This window comes from Paenibacillus sp. JT22N15, from assembly GCF_059383755.1.
The window spans coordinates 1-17,777 of sequence record NZ_JBXENV010000009.1; the positions used below are offsets into that span (position 1 = coordinate 1).

General features: G+C 46.6%; 15 protein-coding genes and 1 pseudogene. 9 read left to right on the forward strand and 7 right to left on the reverse strand.

Annotated elements, in window-relative coordinates:
- Window positions 1-346: 346 nt before the first annotated feature.
- On the forward strand, window positions 347-955 hold the full coding sequence (locus AC50X8_RS18335) for a DUF4304 domain-containing protein (RefSeq protein WP_494861398.1): 609 nt from the start codon (window positions 347-349) through the stop codon (window positions 953-955).
- Between the two features lie 101 nt (window positions 956-1,056).
- Window positions 1,057-1,980 carry an NAD-dependent epimerase/dehydratase family protein gene (locus AC50X8_RS18340; protein ID WP_494880794.1) on the forward strand — a complete coding sequence of 308 codons (924 nt, stop codon included), beginning with the start codon at window positions 1,057-1,059 and terminating at the stop codon, window positions 1,978-1,980.
- Here the strand turns inward: AC50X8_RS18340 and AC50X8_RS18345 are convergent.
- Window positions 1,967-2,290: a DoxX family protein gene (locus AC50X8_RS18345; protein WP_494881090.1), complete on the reverse strand. Its 324-nt coding sequence runs from the start codon at window positions 2,288-2,290 to the stop codon at window positions 1,967-1,969. The two genes, AC50X8_RS18340 and AC50X8_RS18345, sit on opposite strands and share 14 nt — an antisense overlap.
- A 162-nt stretch (window positions 2,291-2,452) precedes the next feature.
- On the opposite strand from AC50X8_RS18345, the gene AC50X8_RS18350 reads away from it, so the two are divergent.
- On the forward strand, window positions 2,453-2,677 hold the full coding sequence (locus AC50X8_RS18350; RefSeq protein ID WP_494861551.1) for a winged helix-turn-helix transcriptional regulator: 225 nt from the start codon (window positions 2,453-2,455) through the stop codon (window positions 2,675-2,677).
- A gap of 208 nt (window positions 2,678-2,885) precedes the next feature.
- Here the strand turns inward: AC50X8_RS18350 and AC50X8_RS18355 are convergent, their stop codons facing one another.
- Entirely contained in the window at window positions 2,886-3,491 is a 606-nt protein-coding gene (locus AC50X8_RS18355; RefSeq protein ID WP_056036235.1) for a TetR/AcrR family transcriptional regulator, read from the reverse strand.
- Window positions 3,492-3,809: 318 nt separating this feature from the next.
- Here AC50X8_RS18355 and AC50X8_RS18360 point away from each other — a divergent pair, with 318 nt between their 5' ends.
- The 5 genes and pseudogenes from AC50X8_RS18360 to AC50X8_RS18380 all read left to right on the forward strand — a co-directional run bounded on the left by AC50X8_RS18360 (window position 3,810) and on the right by AC50X8_RS18380 (window position 10,063).
- On the forward strand, window positions 3,810-5,060 hold the full coding sequence (locus AC50X8_RS18360) for an MFS transporter (protein WP_056036236.1): 1,251 nt from the start codon (window positions 3,810-3,812) through the stop codon (window positions 5,058-5,060).
- 111 nt (window positions 5,061-5,171) lie between these two features.
- Window positions 5,172-6,227, forward strand: a complete 1,056-nt coding sequence (locus AC50X8_RS18365; protein WP_056036238.1) for an LLM class flavin-dependent oxidoreductase — start codon at window positions 5,172-5,174, stop codon at window positions 6,225-6,227.
- Window positions 6,228-6,258: 31 nt separating this feature from the next.
- On the forward strand, window positions 6,259-7,203 hold the full coding sequence (locus AC50X8_RS18370; RefSeq protein WP_056036240.1) for an alpha/beta hydrolase: 945 nt from the start codon (window positions 6,259-6,261) through the stop codon (window positions 7,201-7,203).
- Window positions 7,204-7,590: 387 nt separating this feature from the next.
- Window positions 7,591-8,474: pseudogene (locus tag AC50X8_RS18375) on the forward strand (ABC transporter ATP-binding protein).
- A 26-nt stretch (window positions 8,475-8,500) separates the two neighbouring features.
- Window positions 8,501-10,063, forward strand: coding sequence for an ABC transporter permease (locus tag AC50X8_RS18380; protein WP_494880797.1), 1,563 nt, complete (start codon window positions 8,501-8,503; stop codon window positions 10,061-10,063).
- A gap of 119 nt (window positions 10,064-10,182) precedes the next feature.
- On the opposite strand, the gene AC50X8_RS18385 is transcribed toward AC50X8_RS18380, so the two are convergent.
- From AC50X8_RS18385 to AC50X8_RS18405, 5 genes are all read right to left on the reverse strand, one after another.
- Window positions 10,183-11,214 carry an iron-siderophore ABC transporter substrate-binding protein gene (locus tag AC50X8_RS18385; protein WP_056036246.1) on the reverse strand — a complete coding sequence of 344 codons (1,032 nt, stop codon included), beginning with the start codon at window positions 11,212-11,214 and terminating at the stop codon, window positions 10,183-10,185.
- A gap of 15 nt (window positions 11,215-11,229) precedes the next feature.
- Entirely contained in the window at window positions 11,230-12,288 is a 1,059-nt protein-coding gene (locus AC50X8_RS18390) for an NAD(P)/FAD-dependent oxidoreductase (RefSeq protein WP_056037018.1), read from the reverse strand.
- Window positions 12,289-12,469: 181 nt separating this feature from the next.
- The gene (locus tag AC50X8_RS18395; protein WP_056036248.1) at window positions 12,470-13,309 is read right to left on the reverse strand and encodes an AraC family transcriptional regulator; all 840 of its coding nucleotides are present in this window, start codon (window positions 13,307-13,309) and stop codon (window positions 12,470-12,472) included.
- A 737-nt stretch (window positions 13,310-14,046) separates the two neighbouring features.
- A complete protein-coding gene (locus AC50X8_RS18400) occupies window positions 14,047-14,976 on the reverse strand; it encodes a DNA-binding domain-containing protein (protein ID WP_494861381.1) in 930 nt (309 codons plus the stop codon).
- A complete protein-coding gene (locus AC50X8_RS18405; RefSeq protein WP_494880800.1) occupies window positions 14,954-16,252 on the reverse strand; it encodes an ATP-binding protein in 1,299 nt (432 codons plus the stop codon). The genes AC50X8_RS18400 and AC50X8_RS18405 overlap by 23 nt, the downstream gene beginning before the upstream one ends.
- A 240-nt stretch (window positions 16,253-16,492) precedes the next feature.
- Between AC50X8_RS18405 and AC50X8_RS18410 the strand changes: the two genes are divergently transcribed.
- A complete protein-coding gene (locus tag AC50X8_RS18410) occupies window positions 16,493-17,758 on the forward strand; it encodes a cation:dicarboxylate symporter family transporter (RefSeq protein ID WP_494861548.1) in 1,266 nt (421 codons plus the stop codon).
- Window positions 17,759-17,777: the final 19 nt, after the last annotated feature.

Genomic DNA, 17,777 nt, shown 5'->3' on the forward strand with positions numbered 1-17,777 from the left:
GGGCGACACCTTCCGTTCGTATAAGTTACCCTTATTATACCATAGTAACGCGGTGCCGTGTTAAACTAATTACTTATAAAGATGGCTGTCGAGACTTTCTCGACAGCCTGAGGGCCATCCCGCAAAGGATGGCCCTAAATCTTGTCATAACCGACAGCATGGCGAATCAAGTTAGAAGTGACAGCGAAAATAGGATACCCTTATAAAAATCATTTCCAAAATTCAGGTAAAAAGGAGGTGGACTCAGGAAACACGAGCATTATAATAAAAATAACAAACGTGCACAGGACTTCGTCATATAACCGGGTTTGGCAGTAATATGAAAAGTCAGACAGGAGGAATTGTATTGCAGCAGCTATTTATCGATCTGATAAAGCAGGATGTAAAGCCGTTCCTTGCAAAGCATGGCTTTGCCAAGAAGAGTTTGAATTTCAGTAGAAAAACAGATGGTCTCATCTACATGTTCAATTTCCAAAAATCCTCGGGCAATTCGGCGGAAAATGTTATGTTTTATGTGAACTGCGGCATTTATGCAGCGAAGTTGGCGCAGATTCAATCGAAAGAGATTTTGACGGCGCCTCAGGAAGCGGAGTGTCACTTCAGAGCAAGAATCGGGGAAATTGCCCCGGCTGCTCCAGATCGATTCGCAATTACTCCTGATACGGATAGGGATGAGTTAAGAAAAACGCTGTTAGGCGGATTAGAAGAAGTTATTCATTTCTATGATACGATGACCAGTGCTAGATCCATTGTGGACTATTACATTTCGGGTCCATTTTTGCATCTGGGCGAAGAGAGCTTTCATCTGCTTTTGCAATCGAACGATACAGCAGCGGCTAACCAATATTTGAAGGCTTTGCAGGAAAAGTACGGAGCGGAAAATCGGTGGGCCATATTCGAAAATAAGTACGAGGCCATCTTCAATAAATACGGAGTGGAATTTAATAAGCTATAACCTCAGACATGATTATTGCAGTTAAAGGGCATATTTTGCGGAAAATTAGTGTGGAATTCATTGGTTAAGAGGAACGCTTGTCTTAATATAGGAGAAATTAAATGAAACTTAAAGATAAAGTTGTTCTTGTAACAGGTGTTTCGGGAACTACAGGGGACAAAATTGCGACTAAGTGCCTCAAAGAGGGGGCAAAAGTCAAAGGGCTTATACGTGACAAAGAAAAAATTTACCTCTGCAATAATCTTGGCATAATACCCATAATTGGAGACTTAACGGATAGGGAAGCGATTAAGGAAGCGCTAAAAGATGTTGACATTGTCATTCACGCTGCGGCGTATCTCGGTGGCGATAGAGCCACTGCTGAGCAATCTAATATTCATGGGGTCCAAAATCTGGTTGAGGGGGCTATATCGGCAGGAGTTGAACGCTTCGTACATATTTCCACTGTATCTGTTTATGGTCATCTTGAAGGAGATGTGGAGCTGGATGAAGCACGCAATTTAGCATATGGCCACTCTGAGGTATACACTTCAACGAAATGTGAATCGGAACGGATTTTACAAGATGCAATGGCTAATGGACTAAAAGGTGTCATTTTGCGCCCAGGCATTATTTGTGCCGAAAAAAACTCCCACTGGGGCGACAAGCTGGTCGCAAAGCTTGCTGCTGTAGAAAAGGTGGATTGGATTCATCCTGAGGATTTGACACCATGGGTGCATGCGGATAACTTAGCTGAGATGTGCGTATTAGCAGCGACGCATCCTGCGGCAGTAAATCAGACCTACAACGCTGTGGACGGAAACTATACAGAAAGAGAGTTTACTGTACGTCTTGCGCATGCTATGAAAAAAACGCTCATAATACCCGATGGAAACCCAATTAGAATGACGTATAATTGCAACAAAATAAGAAATGACTTGGGCTACCTTCCAATAAAAAAATTCGAAGAAACCGTTGTTCAATTGGAGGAACAAGCCAAAAGTTGGATTATGCCTCACGAAGAGCATCGGCCTAAAAACGGCTGACCGCAACAAATACAACGAGCGCGAAGAAGACGATGTTCACGCTGATTTCCCGGTATTCCTTACGCTTAATATGAAAGAGGGCGCCAAAAAGAACGACTGCGGCAAGTGCAATTGCGGCAATTGGCGTCAGTACAGGCAAGATATTTGTCGCTTGAGGCAAAATGATTCCAATTGCCCCGAGCAATTCTGCTAACCCAATAAAGACCACGAACGCTTTTGAAACGTCTTTTACCCAGCCCCAGGACGCCTTGGCTTTTTCATACTGAAACGCCTTCAACCACCCTGAATAAACAAAACCCAGTGCTGCCAGACCTTAAACGATCCATAACACGATATTCATTAATAAAGCCTCCTCCTGGCTGCGTATTCGCTACTTGCTAAAGGTATAATAGACCTTAGTCATTCATTTAAGGAAGTAGGCACTTTAACTAAACATAGTTAACAAAAAGTTACCTTTACCTAGCACAGAGCAATACCGGATATCAACAAAAAGATGCTCACGCAGCAATTAAGAGAGCTTGAGTATAACGATATCGTTTATCGCAAGGTGTATAACCAGATTCCGCCGAAAGTGGAATACTCCATTTCAGAATACGGCAAAGGCTTAAGCACGGTGTTGCAGGCACTTAACGATTGGGGAGAGACCCATAGCGAGCATATGATTGAGCTGCACGGAGAAGTTGGTTCAGATGATTAATTTGGGTAAAAAATAGAGCGAGCAGAGGTTATATAAGCCTGCTAGGCGTTAAATAATGCGAAGGGCACCTGTTAAGGTGCCCAAAAACTTGCCGTTACAGACAGCGTGGTGTACCGTATCACAAGTGATGGTAAATAGAGGATAGATCTATGGCTAAGTTAGCAAATACTACAATTGGAATCCATGCTATGATCACTTTTATAAAAATCTATTTAACGGGGGTGACTTCATTCGAATTAAGCAGTGTAAGTGTGACCGCTATCGCCTGATCAACAAATGATCGCTCTGGACGAGATTTCAAGATTACGGTTAGTCCGATTAACGATAAGATTAGCGCCTGCGCCAAAGCCTTCGCATTGATACCACGCTTGAGCTCACCTGATTGAATACCTCGTTCAATGGTCTCTTGAAATATGACAGATAGGTACATTTGATGTTCTCTGGTGAGAATTTCAAATTTCTCGTCATGGGGCGCAAGTTCGACCATGGTATTGATGCAAAAACAGCCCCGACTTCGATCTTCTGCATATTCCTCAACAACCACGCTTTCAAAATAAGCGGAAAAAGCTTCTATTACAGAAGAATGGTTCTGTAGTCTAGCTCGTACTTCGGATGCGCGGGACATTGTGTATCTTCGTAGCGCAGCTTCGAACAATTCTTTCTTGTCTCCAAAGGTCGAGTATATACTAGGGCGTTGAATCCCCATTCTGGAAGTTAAATCGCTTAATGAGGTAGCTTCATATCCCTTTTCCCAAAATAGCTCCATCGCTGCTTCTAATACTTTTTGTTCATCAAATTCACGGGTTCTTGCCATAATGAATACCCCTCGTTAATCTTGAATTTTTGTTCATTACTCCATGATTCCGGACATCTCAACTGTCGATTTTTCTGTACCAAAAAGTATATTATCATTTTATATTTAGCCGGATAATTTGTCAAATGAAGCCGGGTCTATTTCAACAAAGGAGAAGATTTATAAGGAAATGACCAGTAAAATCATTTTTTTATTGACATTAAGTATAACAGCGGTCTATATTTACTGGGGATAATAACGTACCGATTAGTATGTTATTTTTATTATCATGTCATATGAAGGGGGAAAGGTGTGTACAAAACAGAGGAGGTTTTAGAAATGGCAGCAGTCAACGCCAATAGCAAGGCAGATTCGTCACAGGCACCGCTGATCGGGTCTGATTCAGAGCAACCTGCTTCTATGTCTCGCTATGTGACTCTATTGTTTGCGGTTGCCTGCGGGATGTCGGTTGCCAATATCTACTTCGCACAACCGATACTCGATCGGCTGTCAAGTGAGTTCGGTATTGACTATTCTATCATTGGCATCGTTGTTACCATCACGCAGATTTTTTATGGATTGGGCCTGCTGCTCTTGGTACCGCTTGGAGATTTACTGAACCAACGCCGCTTGGTTATCGGTCAGATGTTATTGTCCATGATAGCTCTGGTTATCGTTGGAACAGCGGCCAACAGCACCGTACTATTTGCAGGTATGGCTATGGTGGGCCTGCTAGCCGTTGTGACGCAGACTCTTGTGGCGTTCGCGGCAACTATGGCGGCGCCTGCTGAACGGGGACGTGTCGTTGGCATGGTAACAAGCGGGATCGTAATCGGCATACTTCTTGCGCGGTCCATTTCAGGCATATTAACCGATCTTGCGGGTTGGCGATCCGTGTATATGGTCTCTGCAGCGCTGATGCTTGTTATGGTTTGTATGTTTTATAAGGTACTGCCTCGTGTTGAACGCGAGGTGAAATCACTGTCCTATCCTCAACTGCTAGGATCGGTGTTTAGGTTATTTATTCAAGAACGAATATTACGTATCCGTTCTATTCTCGCTCTGCTGATTTTTGCTGATTTCAGTATTTTATGGACTTCACTCGTACTGCCTCTTAGCTCTGCACCATTATCGCTTTCGCACAGTGCAATTGGAGCATTCGGTCTTGCAGGTGTAGCTGGAGCGTTAGCTGCAGCTCGAGCGGGGAAGCTTGCTGATCGAGGTTACGGACAGAGAACGACGGGCACTGCTCTAACCTTGTTATTGGTTTCATGGTTGTTCATCAGCTATACAGAACAATCGCTGTTTGCATTGGTCATTGGTATCGTGCTTCTCGATTTGGCCGTACAGGCCGTACATGTTACGAATCAGACGATGATCCTCCCGTTGCGTGCAGAGGCTCGTAGTCGACTTACCGCCGGGTATATGGTGTTCTATTCGATTGGAAGTGCTGGTGGTTCCATTGCTTCGACCCACATCTACGCGCATTACGGCTGGGAAGGAGTATGCATGCTTGGGGCTTCTGTTAGTGCTGCAGCGCTGCTGTTTTGGGCAATGACTCTCCGCACTACGGCTGCCGCAATAAAGTAAGCTTCTGTCGCATGAGTACAGATTCATCGTCATAAAACTGCAGCTACAAATCAATCTGAATTAATTTCTCTCAATGCAATAGAAACTTTTTGATTAAAGGAGCGGGTGTTCGTGGAAATAGGTATAACCTCGTTTGTAGAAACCAAGCCGGATGTTCACACGGGTGAAGTGATCAGTCACGCACAGCGGCTGCGTGAAGTTGTCGAGGAAATTGTCCTTGCTGATCAGGTGGGACTTGATGTGTTTGGCATAGGTGAGCATCATCGGGAGGACTATGCGGCATCTTCACCAGCTATTGTACTGGCTGCGGCTGCAGCTCAGACGAAACGGATACGGCTGACCAGCGCTGTGACAGTGCTTTCTTCCCTTGATCCGGTGCGTGTGTTTCAGGATTTTGCTACGCTCGACGGCATTTCAAATGGACGTGCGGAGATTATGGCGGGCCGAGGGTCCTTTATCGAATCTTTCCCATTGTTTGGCTATGATTTGGACGATTATGCTGAGCTGTATGAAGAGCATTTGGAATTGCTCCTTAAAATACGGGGATCCGAGAAAGTAACCTGGAAGGGCGGGCATCGGCCAGCGATTAACAATTTGGGCGTATATCCACGGCCCGTTCAGGATTCAATACCGATATGGGTTGGCAGCGGGGGGAGACAGGAGTCGGCTGTCCGTGCAGGTTTGTTAGGACTACCACTGATGCTGGCGATCATTGGTGGAAGTCCAACGGATTTTGCACCGCTCGTGCAGCTGTATAAGAAAGCAGCGGCGCACGCTGGCCATGACGAATCGCGGCTTAAGGTTGGGGCGCACTCGATAGGATTTGTTGGAGAGAATACGAAGCGAGCTGCAGATACATTTTTTCCTTCTACCATGGCAGGTATGAATCGATTAGGCATGGAGCGGGGATGGGCGCATTATGATCGCTCTAGCTACGATGCCGCGCGCAGCTTCGAGGGTGCACTGTATGTCGGCGACCCCGAGACGGTTGCCCAGAAGATCATTCACCTTCGCAAAAATGTAGGCGTTACACGCTTTATGCTGTATGTACCGTTAAGCACGATGCCGCATGCCGAGGTAATGAGAGCCATTGAGCTGCTTGGAACAGAGGTAGCACCCCGAGTTCGGGAGGAAGTAGCCAAGTGGGAAGCTGAGATGGACATTTGAAAGTACATTGAATGATATTGGAGGAATTTGCATGGATCTCGAAAGTCGGGTATTACCGGAATTAAGGCCGATATTAACACAATTTCCTGGTTTTCAACTGGAGGGAAATTTAGAATTGAGCAGGAGCTATTTGTCGAGTTCTCCTATTGAGGGGTCAACGCATGTACGCACGACAAGCCGCATGATCCCAAGCGCAGAAGGGGAGGTGCGGGTCAAAATTTACGAACCAAGTGAGCGAACGGAAACGGATGCTAAGCTTCCAGCGATGTTATGGATTCACGGGGGAGGTTATGTGCTGGGGAACCCTGATATGGACGATGCATTGTGCGAACGTTTTGTGCAAGCGGCTAATTGCGTCGTCGTGTCTGTTGATTATCGACTTGCCCCGGAGCATCCCTATCCAACTGCTATCAATGACTGTTATACCAGCTTAACGTGGATGACGGGCGAGGCTGAGTCGCTGGGCATCGATCTGAATCGGATCGCAATTGCAGGTGCAAGCGGGGGCGGTGGTCTGACTGCAGCTCTTGCTCTAATGGCCCGTGACAAGGGTGGTCCAGCCCTCATTTTCCAAATGCCGCTGTATCCGATGATCGACGACCGAAATGTTACGGCGTCAAGTTATGAGATTACGGCCGATAACGCAATCTGGAATCGGACGAATAATTTGGAGGCTTGGAACATGTACTTAGGTAAGCACACAGAAGACAGCGAGTTATCTCCATATGCGGTACCGTCGAGAGCGGAAAGTTTGGCAGGGCTACCGCCTACCTATACTTGCATAGGTCAGCTCGATTTGTTTCGAGATGAGACGATCGAATATGTGATACGACTTGCGCAAGCGGGTGTAGACGTCGAATTTCATATGTATCCCGGCACTTTCCACAGCTTTGAAATGATGGTTCCACAAGCGGAAGTCAGTCAACGCGCCAGTCAGAGCTATATAGATGCGATGGCGAGAGCGCTTAATCCTTGAACACATAGATGACCTTTAAGCTGAACCGTACCATAAGTAGGGGCAAGTTTTTTCGCAATATAAGTATGATACGATATCTTGAAGTAGAACCTGTTGATCCGCAGCTAAAGCCCCTTTCCTAGTCAACGGCTTTACCGCTACCGCTTTTTATTCTGGGTTGTGGTCCCTTTTACCTCGCCAATCTGGATTAGTCCGTTTCCGGATTGCGTAATGACAACGTTCGTACCCACATGGTCGATATCCAGTGCACCCCCTAACGTTTCCCCTCCGTTCTCTCCGAGACCCAAGTCCAGTAATGAATTGAACCTAAGACAGATATGGAAAAGGTAATTTTTAGTTAAAGTAAGTTGCAGAGGTATTTAATTAACATATAGGCGGGGTGCATTTATGGAATTAATCATTGAAAATGTGAGCAAGAAATATAAGGGGGATTTTTATGGACTCAGGGACTTATCTCTAGAGATAACAACAGGCGTTTTGGGATTGCTGGGCCCGAATGGTGCTGGGAAATCGACGTTGATGAGAATTTTATCCACCATTCTCGGCCGACAGGGGGCAAGGTGAGCTGGAACGGCATCGATATTACGAAAGAACCCAATGCTGTGCGGCACATTTTAGGCTATTTGCCACAAGATTTTGGCGTCTACCCGCATTTAAATGCGGTTGAGTTTTTGGAATATTTGGCGTCAATCAGAGGGCTGGATTATAAAATCGCAAGAAAAAGAATTGACGAGCTGCTGCACCTGGTTAATCTGCATGAGGTTCGCAAAAAACCGCTGAACGGTTTTTCTGGCGGGATGAGGCAACGAGTAGGTATAGCACAGGCGTTACTGAACGATCCTCAGCTACTGATTGTTGATGAGCCCACAGTTGGGCTTGATCCTGAGGAACGTATTCGGTTCCGTAATCTGCTATCCGAATTATCTGGAGAACGTATTGTTATTTTATCCACCCATATCGTATCCGACATTGAAGCGACCGCAACCGATATCGCCATTGTCAATCAAGGTCGAAGTGTCATACAGGCGGCTCCAAGCGAACTATTGGCAGCAACGGTAGGCAAAGTGTGGGAGTGGCTGATCCCGAGTCATACATGGATGGAGGTACGCAAACAACTGCTGGTCAGCAGCACCATTCAAACCAGTGAAGGGGTACGTGTAAGGGTTATTGCCGATACTCAGCCTTCTGCGGAGAGCCGCTTGGTTACGCCGACTTTAGAGGATGCATATTTGTATTACATTTCAGCACACAAGCAGGGGGCAACAGCATGACCTCGCTTCGTATTCTCTTTCATATGATGAAAGCTGACTATTTGGAAAGGGTCCGACGCTATAGCTTTTTGATTACAGTGCTCCTCTCCATTTACCTCGTATATAAGTACATACCTTCAAGTGATGAATATTATTTAACCTTATCGCTGCAATCGATGCGCGGCCTATATAACTCTGCATGGGTCGGTAGCGGAGTCGCGGTATTAGCATCCATGCTATTAAGTCTTCCGGCGTTTTTTCTAGTGAAAAATGCGATAGAACGAGATGTGCAGACTGGGGTTGGGCAAATCATTGCGACGACTCCGATTACTAGGTGGATGTACACTATGGGCAAAATGTGGAGCAACTTCGTTTACTTGCTGTCTATCGTTGCTGTGTTAATGGTATCTGCGCTTGCCATGCAGCTCATTAGAGGGGAAGATTACGCGGTTGATTTGGTCGCTTTATGGCTACCATTTCTGTATTCGACATTGCCGACAATGGCTTTGGTGGCTTCAGTTGCCATCTTTTTTGAAGCTGTACCTGGGCTGCGTAAGGGATTGGGCAATTTAATATATTTTATGATATGGATCTTTTCGCTGATTTTTTCGACCAAGGCAACTCACTCCACCCAGGATATGTTCGGAATTTCACCGATTATTACCAACATGTCGAGCGAGGCAAACGAAAGGATTCCTAATAGCCATGGAGGCCATGTCTCAGGGATAAGCCCCTTGAAGGGAGACCTGCTAACCTACGACTGGAACGGCGTACATTGGACGATCCAGATGTTTTTAGAACGGTATATGTGGCTTGCTGCGGCAGTAATGATCGTAACAGTGGCTTCATTCTTTTTTCACCGATTTGATCTGAGACGTTACGTTAAAATAAACAGAACAAGCAAGCCCGATGAAGCTAAAAAAGCAGAGCCGCACAATAAGCCTGCATATAGGAAGGAAACAGAAATAAAGCTAACTCCTTATGCTGCTGCAAAGGGGCAACCAAACTATTTTAAAACATTTGCTCTGGAACTGCGTCTTATGCTCAAAGGGCAACGCGTGTGGTGGTACTTGGCAGCGTTGGTTATGATCGTATTAGGTTTAGTACTGCCGATAGAATCTTTAACAGCGTATGTTGTACCTTTTACATGGCTGCTGCCTATCCTCATTTGGTCGACTATGGGGACAAATGAAACGGATTACCGTACCCATTCATTGATTTTCACAGCGGTGCATCCCGTTCGAAATACATTTATCGGATTGTGGCTTGCTGGAATTATCGTTGCTTATTTGACGGGCAGCGGAGCGCTCATTCATTTTCTTATTGCAGGCGAATGGGAAAGTTTAAAGGCTATGGTCGTTGGCGGAATATTTATACCTACATTAGCTGTAGCGTTGGGCATATGGTCTGGGAATGGCAAGCTGTTTCAAGTGGTATTTATGCTGCTGTGGTATCTGGGTCCCTTGAACAAGTGGGAGGCTGTGGATTTTATAGGGTCGACACCGCAAGGTCTGGACCGAGGGGTATATGTGTATTACTTGCTAGCGACTATTATTTTGCTGATACTGGCCGTCATGGGAAGAGCACGTCAAGCGAGAATGTATAGTTAAAAGTAGTTAAAGCGTCAAAGCGTCAAAGCGTCAAAGCACAGTGATGTGCTTTTGACGCTTTTTTGGTCTGATTTTTCAATTTTTCATGTAAGGGGCAAATGGGGGATAAGAAGCTCGTGTTATTGATCGGCGGCCAATTCCATAAAGTGGTTTGCGGCTAGCCGAACAGCCAGCACACTTCCTGTATTAAGGGAATTGTCGAAATAAAGGACATGATTGTTTTTGACTGCCTCAAGTGATTGCCATACCGCCAGGCTCTCGTTTTGCTTAACGGCGGCTTTGGCCACCGCTATATCATGCTGAAAAATAATGTAATCCGGGTTCATATCGGACAGAGCTTCCACGGAAAGCACATCGTTGTCTGCGGGATAGCCTTTCGGCACTAGCAAGCCAAAGCCAGTCGTTTCATTGTAGTACGTCGTGTTGTTTGTGCCTTGGGCATGAAAGGTGCCGTCATCGCCAACCCGCAGCAGGGCAAACGTTTTATCTTTCAAAGCGCCAAGCTGCTGCCTGGATTTTTCAATGTTTTCTTTCGTTTCTTTAATGTATTGCTCTGCCAATTCCTCTTTGCCTACAATTTGGGCGCTAAGCATGGTGGCCTCTTCCCATGTATCTGCGTAATTGATTTGAACGACCGGAGCGATTTTGCTCAATTCGTCATAAAGGGCGTCTATATGCCCTTTAAAGGTCACAATGACATCCGGATTTGTCTCGATAATCTTCTCAAGATTGAGCTCCCGTCCGCTACCCAAATCAATAACCTCGGCTGTGTCGGCATAAGGCTTCAGTGTAGCGTATTCTGCGAGCGCGCTTGCCGCACTGCCGGACGCAATAGGAGGCGTGTCCAAGGCGAAAAAGTAGTCCAAATACAAAGGATGAAGCACCGCTACGCGCTTGGGCTGCTCCTCTAGCACAACGTCATGGCCCGCGCCATCGGTAATCGTTCTTGGCCAAGCGGCAGCGGCTGCGGCAGTGCTTTCTTCGTCTGCGCTTGTATCGGCGGTCTGTGCGCTTCCAGAAGGAGAGGGACTGCTCGCGCTTGGAGCAAGATCGCTTTCTGTTGGCTGATTATTTCCGCTTGCGCCAGAACAACCGGCGATGAGAGCGGTCAGAATAAAAAAGGAAACAATGAGTCCGAGCAGTTTGCTCATGAGGAATCCTCCAGATTAAGTGTGTGATTTTGTATAAAGATGCTTCATTAAATCGCGATTCTTTTCCGTGAACAGTTCGTTATGCGAGGATATCATCCCGTTAGCGCTAGCATCTGGTGTTATAAACTGCTTGGCTTTATTGACGGCATTGGCGGCATCCTGGAACGCTCCCGCTATGAGGTGCAGCTTGCCTTCATGATGCAGAATATCGCCAGCGGCATAGAGGCCCGGCACAGAGGTTTCGCTCGATGGTGTTCCCGCAACCTGATAATTGAGCAGCTCGATATTGATTTTGCTGTTGCCCAGCAATTCCTTGTCGCGCTCGTAGCCGTGATTGATGATGACCTCATCGATTGCCAGCTTGAATAGGTTTTCCCCTTCATTCTGGTTCAGCAGCACAGTTTCGATCCGGCTATGATCCTCCGTTGCGATCAGCTTGTCGATGGTGCTGTTAAGCAGGCATTCCACACCGTTTTTTTGCAGGCGGGTCACTTCCGCTTCATGTCCCTTTAAAGCATCCTTCCGGTAGGTCAAATAAACCTTCTTGGCAATATGAGCGAGCTCATTGGCCCAGTCTACTGCAGAATGGCCGCCGCCTGAGATCAATACGGTTTTATCCTTAAAGCGGGCCAATGATTTGACGGTATAGTGCAGGTTGGTGACCTCGAACCGTTCTGCCCCTTCAATCTCCAGCTTAATGGGCTTCAAAATGCCCCCGCCAACCGCGAGCAGCACCGCTTTGGACAGATGCGTCTGCTGGGTCGCTGTATGCAAGACGAAATGGCCGTCTTCGTTTTGGTCAATCGAGGTGACCTTCTCGCCGAGCACCACCTCCGGATGGAACGTCATCCCCTGCGTTACGATCTGGTCAATCAGCTGTGCTCCCAGTATCGGAGTCACGCCTCCTACGTCCCAGATCATTTTTTCGGGATAGACATGAACCTTGCCGCCAAGCTGGGGCTGAAATTCAATAATCTTGGTTTTCATTTCCCGCAGCCCGCTGTAAAAGGCTCCGAACAATCCGGCGGGACCGCCACCAATAATCGTAAGGTCATATAATTCTTGTTCATTTATCATGCCTATTCACCTCGTTTTGTTGTTGATCCCTCATTTAATCAACAATGATTATTATTATCAATATGTAGTATAGCAAGAACCGGAATGCTTGCGAATGCACAAATCACAAATGGGATATGGATTATTATCAAAGGGGAGAAAGAAGGAGCGGGAGCATGGGGGATTTGTTAGTTCCTGTTTATAAATGTTCATGCTCCTGTTTTTCGGAATAAGCGGAAGGGGACAAGCCAAACTTCTTTTTGAAAATGCGGCTGAAATACAGCGGATTGGAATAGCCGACACTTCCCGCAATGTCGCGGATGGGGAATTGACCTATTTTTAATAGCTCGCTGGCTCGTTCCATTCGATAATGAATGACATAGTCAATCGGGCGGAATCCGGTATATTTATGAAAGAAATAAGAAAAACGTTTTGGGCTCATCGCATGCAGCTCGGAAAGCTCGCCCAGTGTCAACGGATGCATATAGTGGCCGTTAATATAGGCAACTGCTTCTTCGATCGCTGTTTTGTCAGGCGGATAGCCGCTTTCACCACTTTCTCTGTGCTTGCAGCCTACGAGCACCTGATGCATAATGCCAAGAAACAATTCCTTAGCTCGAAGCTTTCCAATCCCGCCTGGGGAATGCATATGCTGATGAAGCATGGCCAAATGTTCATGTACGCGCGAGTGGACACCCGGCTCTAGTCTGAAATGGGTATCGCATGTGTGGGCACTATCCGTGTCTTGCTGGTTATCAAGCCGGTATAACACGAGATAATATTCATACACCGATTGGCTTGTCACATGCGAATTCAGCAGCTTGTTCGGGGGTGAATGAAAAATCGCTCCCGGCTGCAGATCATAGGTGGCATCATCCACCTGTAATCGGGCTTCTCCACGAATGGGAAACAATAGCCCGTGTCTTGTTGTTTTATAACCGCGCAGGATGTTGTCGGGCTGGATGACGAACCGATGGACTTCAGCTATATCATAGGAACGGCCCGCAAACATTTCGGCTAATTCTTCGACATTAATCATGCTCCCTCACTTCTTCCGTTAGTATCTATTTATATAGAAGTATACGTCAGAACGGAGCAAAACTGTAGCGGGATGGCGGCTATTGGTTCACTTCATAGGCGAAAAAAGGGCGGCAACCAGCGGTTGCGGGGCGCTGCAACCAAAGCGGTCTTTACTTTGGCATAAGGATCAGCAAATAATGACGTATAGAAAACGGAAGGGTTGCTGCTGAAATATGGTTTTTGGAGGACACAGATTCCGCTATTCTGGCATTTTCTACGATTTCTGGCCATAAGCGGACAGGAGATCCGTTATCGCCCTAATCCTCCCTCCAAAATGGTCATTTGCAGCACAATAGCGGCTCCTGAGTCCGCAGCCTGTGCTATAACCCACGATCCGCTTGAAATAGCTGCTGCTGTGTCCGCCGAACCTATCTTGATCCTGGGAGAAAACTCTTGAAACGAAGAGCATGAAGCTGCCTTTAAGTACACAAGTTCATATTCACGGGGACTGATCTTCTCGGCAGTACAGGAAATACGTGTGACATGCTGGGCTTGGCTTGATCTGGCTCTGTCTCTGGATCTAGCTCTAGTCGCGCTTACATTTGCATACATGCCCTAGTGCCTGCCCAAACAAACAGTGAATGAGGGTAAGCTGCTTCCCTCTCAGAGATAATGGCCGGGGAGCCTTTATCAACGCAGCCAATGAGGCTTCGTTTTTAGCTAGGGCCTTGCCCGCAAGTGGCTCCCGGCGCCCACTTATCGCTGGCTCATTAACTTTTTGGATTCAAAATAAAGGACTTGAATAAATTTTTTGGTGTTTTGCCTGATCATGCTAATGGACGCCGATTCTTCATCCTCTATATCCTTCATCCGTTTGCGGATGTCGCTTAAATCAAAAAACTTATTCGCGTATTGCTCGAATTTCGGATTGGAGTAATCAAGTAACCCCAGGGAGGCCAAGTGGGTTAGCGCTTGGTTCACCGTTCGCCGTACACGCTGTTCGGCGGCTTTTCCCTCCTTTTTCAAGTCGGTCTCAGAAGCGGTGGGGCCGAGTTTTTTCAAGGCGAGCTGTTTGTACGTGTCTTGAAGCGGAGGGAAGCCTTGCTCCAATGGATGCTCGCTATCGTAACGGAACAAATAATCGAGCATCTCCAGCAAGTCCTTGCAGCCGGCTTCGCCGATTAGCCCAAGGTCCGACAGCACATAGTTTCCGCAAGTGATGATGCTTTTATCAGGAGAGGCTGCCTCTTTCTCCGTTATTGCGCCGCCTAAGCCTAAGGCACTGAGCGACTTTTGAATATCTCGAAGCGATTGATGCAATCGCAGCAGCTCGGAAACTTTGCGTATGACCGAAATAAATTCCAAACGATTTATCGGCTTGGTGATATAATGTTCAATTCCGAAGGAATAGGCTTTGCCGATCATGTCCTTCGACTCCACTTGAGACAGCATGACGATTTTTCCTTTGAAGCTGCTTGATATTTCTCGAACCGTTTCTATGCCGTCGCGAATGGGCATCAGCAAATCAATCAGAACGATATCCACCTGCTTAAGGTCGAGCAGCGTATTATCGACATACGCTCCGTCTTCGGCTTCCCCTACAACACTTCCTAAATCCTCATCCTCAATCATTTGCTCCAGCATGGAGCGTACGGCCGGATCGTCATCGATTATAAAGAAACGCATCCTTCGACTCCTCCTTTCCTATTTGACCCACAGGCAGTGTGATCGTGAAAATAGTGCCTTGCTCATCGTTCCCAGCTTGAACTTGGACAGTTCCAAGCAGACGCTCCGTCTCTTGCTTGACATAAGCCAGACCGATTCCCGTAGAAGGGTTGCCGGATTTATCGTATTTCGTCGTATATCCGGGTATGAAGATTTTCTCCCGATACTTGGGTGCAATTCCCGGGCCATTATCGGCTACGCGGAAAACGACAGCTTCCTGCTCCCGTTTAACCTCCACTCGGATAGACCCCGCTTCATTTAGTGCCTCGACGGCATTCACGACCAAGTTATTGAGCAAGGACAATGAAACGTATACGTGACACAAAGGAAAGGCGCCTTCTGTATGCAGCGAGAAATCGATCTGCTTGCCGAGCGAGCGGGCATATTTCTGATTCGATCGTAGAACAATATCAACTAAGGCTTCCAATGGCATATAGTCGCTTTCGTGCGATATTAAGCCGGACAGCCCGGCATAAATGCGTTGATTGTCCTTTTTGATATCGTGAACCTGTCCAGCAATTTGTAGAGCCTTTTGAGCTAGCTCGTCAAGCGGCTCGGGTTGTTCAGCTTTTAAAGATTGATATAACCCGTAGCTGTCCCGGGCGATATTCTCCGCATTGTGCAGCGTTTTCTTCAATTGAATGGATTCCTCGTACAGCTCCGAGATAAGGAGAAGCATCTTCTCGTTTTCCTTGCGCGTCAGCTCCTCGGCCGCCTTCGACTGGCGCAATATGACGAGATTGAATAAGGAAAGCACAAAGAAGCTTCTAAAAATCCCGATGAGCAAAATTTGATTCCAAGTATAGAAGCTCACGACTTGCTCCGTAACCGAATAGCGCATCAGCAGTTCTGCCAACGATGCAGCAATTTCAATCGTCACGCCTAATAAGCCGAGAACAATGGGGCGGTTATGATAACGATTCAGTCGTACAGCTCTAAATGCCACCGCATAGGTCAAATAATAGAAGAATACCGGATAGTGGTGCAGAAAAGCAGCGTCCCAGCTCCTGGCCGGTTCGATGGCCACCTCAAGCCCCGTGCGAAAAAAGGTAACCGCAGCGCCGACAAGCAGACCGGAGACAAAAGGGGAAGGAAACCTCAGCCAGAGTAAAAACAGAAAGAAGGTGGGCGTTCCCAGACTGACCCGAAAATCATTATGAAACGGATAAAAATTCAATTCCCCCGCAAGCGGCACCGAAACAACCATCAGCAGAAACAAAAGCCATTTGTCTTTCAATGCTACATCCCAGCCTCCTTTCTTGCACGACGTAACAGTCATTCGACATCTTTTTCCATATTCCTCCGTAAAAAGCTTTCTTTCTTCCTCCTCATTATGCCGAAATTAATAAATTCTTATAACGAATATGTAGATTTAAATAGATTTGTGTAGCTTGCCTGTACAATGAAACCATTCAAAGGAATAGCGAAATTATACAATATGAAAGCGCTTAATAACCTACAGAAAAGGGGAAGCATGATGAAAAAATTTGGTTTGGCTTTTCAAATTTTAGTCGGCCTCGTATTAGGGGTAGCTGTAGGGGCTATCTTTTATGGCAACCCAACCATCGAAAGCTACTTGAAGCCGGCGGGGGACATTTTCATACGATTGATCAAGATGATTGTCGTTCCCATTGTCGTCTCCTCTCTAGTTGTCGGAATAGCTGGTGTTGGAGATATTAAAAAACTCGGCAAGCTGGGCGGGAAGACGATTCTTTATTTTGAAATCGTGACGACAGCAGCCATTGTTTTCGGCCTGCTCATCGCGGATATTTTTCAGCCCGGAGCTGGCGTTAATATGACGGGGTTAGCCAAGTCGGACATCTCGGGTTATGTGGAAGCAACGGAAAAGGTGACCAATCATAGCTTTATGGATACCTTTGTAAACATTGTTCCAAAAAACATTTTCGAATCATTAGTAGCTGGCGATATGCTCGCCATCATCTTTTTCTCGGTATTTCTGGGTCTGGGCATTGCCGCTATCGGCGAGAAAGGGAAGCCGGTTCTTTCTTTCTTCCAAGGTCTTGCCGAATCGATGTTTTGGGTAACGAATCAAATTATGAAATTTGCTCCGATCGGCGTTTTTGGATTAATCGGCATGACGGTATCTAAATTCGGCATTGCCTCGCTGCTTCCTTTGGGGAAGCTAGTATTGGCCGTGTATGTGGGCATGATTCTGTTTGTAGTGCTTATTCTCGGCCTGATAACGAAGCTATGCGGAACTAGTCTTATATCGATCATTCGCATATTGAAAGATGAACTCATACTCGCGTATTCGACAGCAAGCTCCGAAACAGCGCTTCCCAAGATGATGGAGAAGATGGAGAAGTTCGGAGTTCCTAAATCCATTACCTCTTTCGTCATCCCGGTCGGATATTCGTTCAATTTGGATGGGTCGACCTTGTATCAAGCGATAACGGCATTGTTTATCGCACAAATGTACGGCATTCACATGCCGATCAGCTCTCAAATTATGCTGGTGCTTGTACTGATGCTGACCTCGAAAGGAATTGCCGGGGTGCCGGGCGCTTCGTACGTCGTTCTGCTGGCCACTCTTGGGTCAGTTGGCATTCCGCTCGAAGGGCTTGCCTTTATCGCGGGTATTGACCGCATTTTGGATATGGCCCGTTCAGTAGTCAATGTCCTTGGAAATTCCATCGCCGCGGTTGTAATGGCGAAATGGGAGAAACAATATGATCAGAATAAGGGACAACAATATTTGGAGACGCTCAAAAAAAGTTCGTAAGACCATAACAAGGGGGAAT

Bases quoted from the DNA above. Each gene is read 5' to 3' on its own strand.
- AC50X8_RS18340 (WP_494880794.1), top strand. From the start codon at position 1,057: ATGAAACTTAAAGATAAAGTTGTTCTTGTAACAGGTGTTTCGGGAACT.
- AC50X8_RS18355 (WP_056036235.1), bottom strand. From the start codon at position 3,491: ATGGCAAGAACCCGTGAATTTGATGAACAAAAAGTATTAGAAGCAGCG.
- AC50X8_RS18370 (WP_056036240.1), top strand. From the start codon at position 6,259: ATGGATCTCGAAAGTCGGGTATTACCGGAATTAAGGCCGATATTAACA.
- AC50X8_RS18360 (WP_056036236.1), top strand. From the start codon at position 3,810: ATGGCAGCAGTCAACGCCAATAGCAAGGCAGATTCGTCACAGGCACCG.
- AC50X8_RS18395 (WP_056036248.1), bottom strand. From the start codon at position 13,309: ATGATTAATGTCGAAGAATTAGCCGAAATGTTTGCGGGCCGTTCCTAT.
- AC50X8_RS18410 (WP_494861548.1), top strand. From the start codon at position 16,493: ATGAAAAAATTTGGTTTGGCTTTTCAAATTTTAGTCGGCCTCGTATTA.
- AC50X8_RS18400 (WP_494861381.1), bottom strand. From the start codon at position 14,976: ATGCGTTTCTTTATAATCGATGACGATCCGGCCGTACGCTCCATGCTG.
- AC50X8_RS18385 (WP_056036246.1), bottom strand. From the start codon at position 11,214: ATGAGCAAACTGCTCGGACTCATTGTTTCCTTTTTTATTCTGACCGCT.
- AC50X8_RS18380 (WP_494880797.1), top strand. From the start codon at position 8,501: ATGAAAGCTGACTATTTGGAAAGGGTCCGACGCTATAGCTTTTTGATT.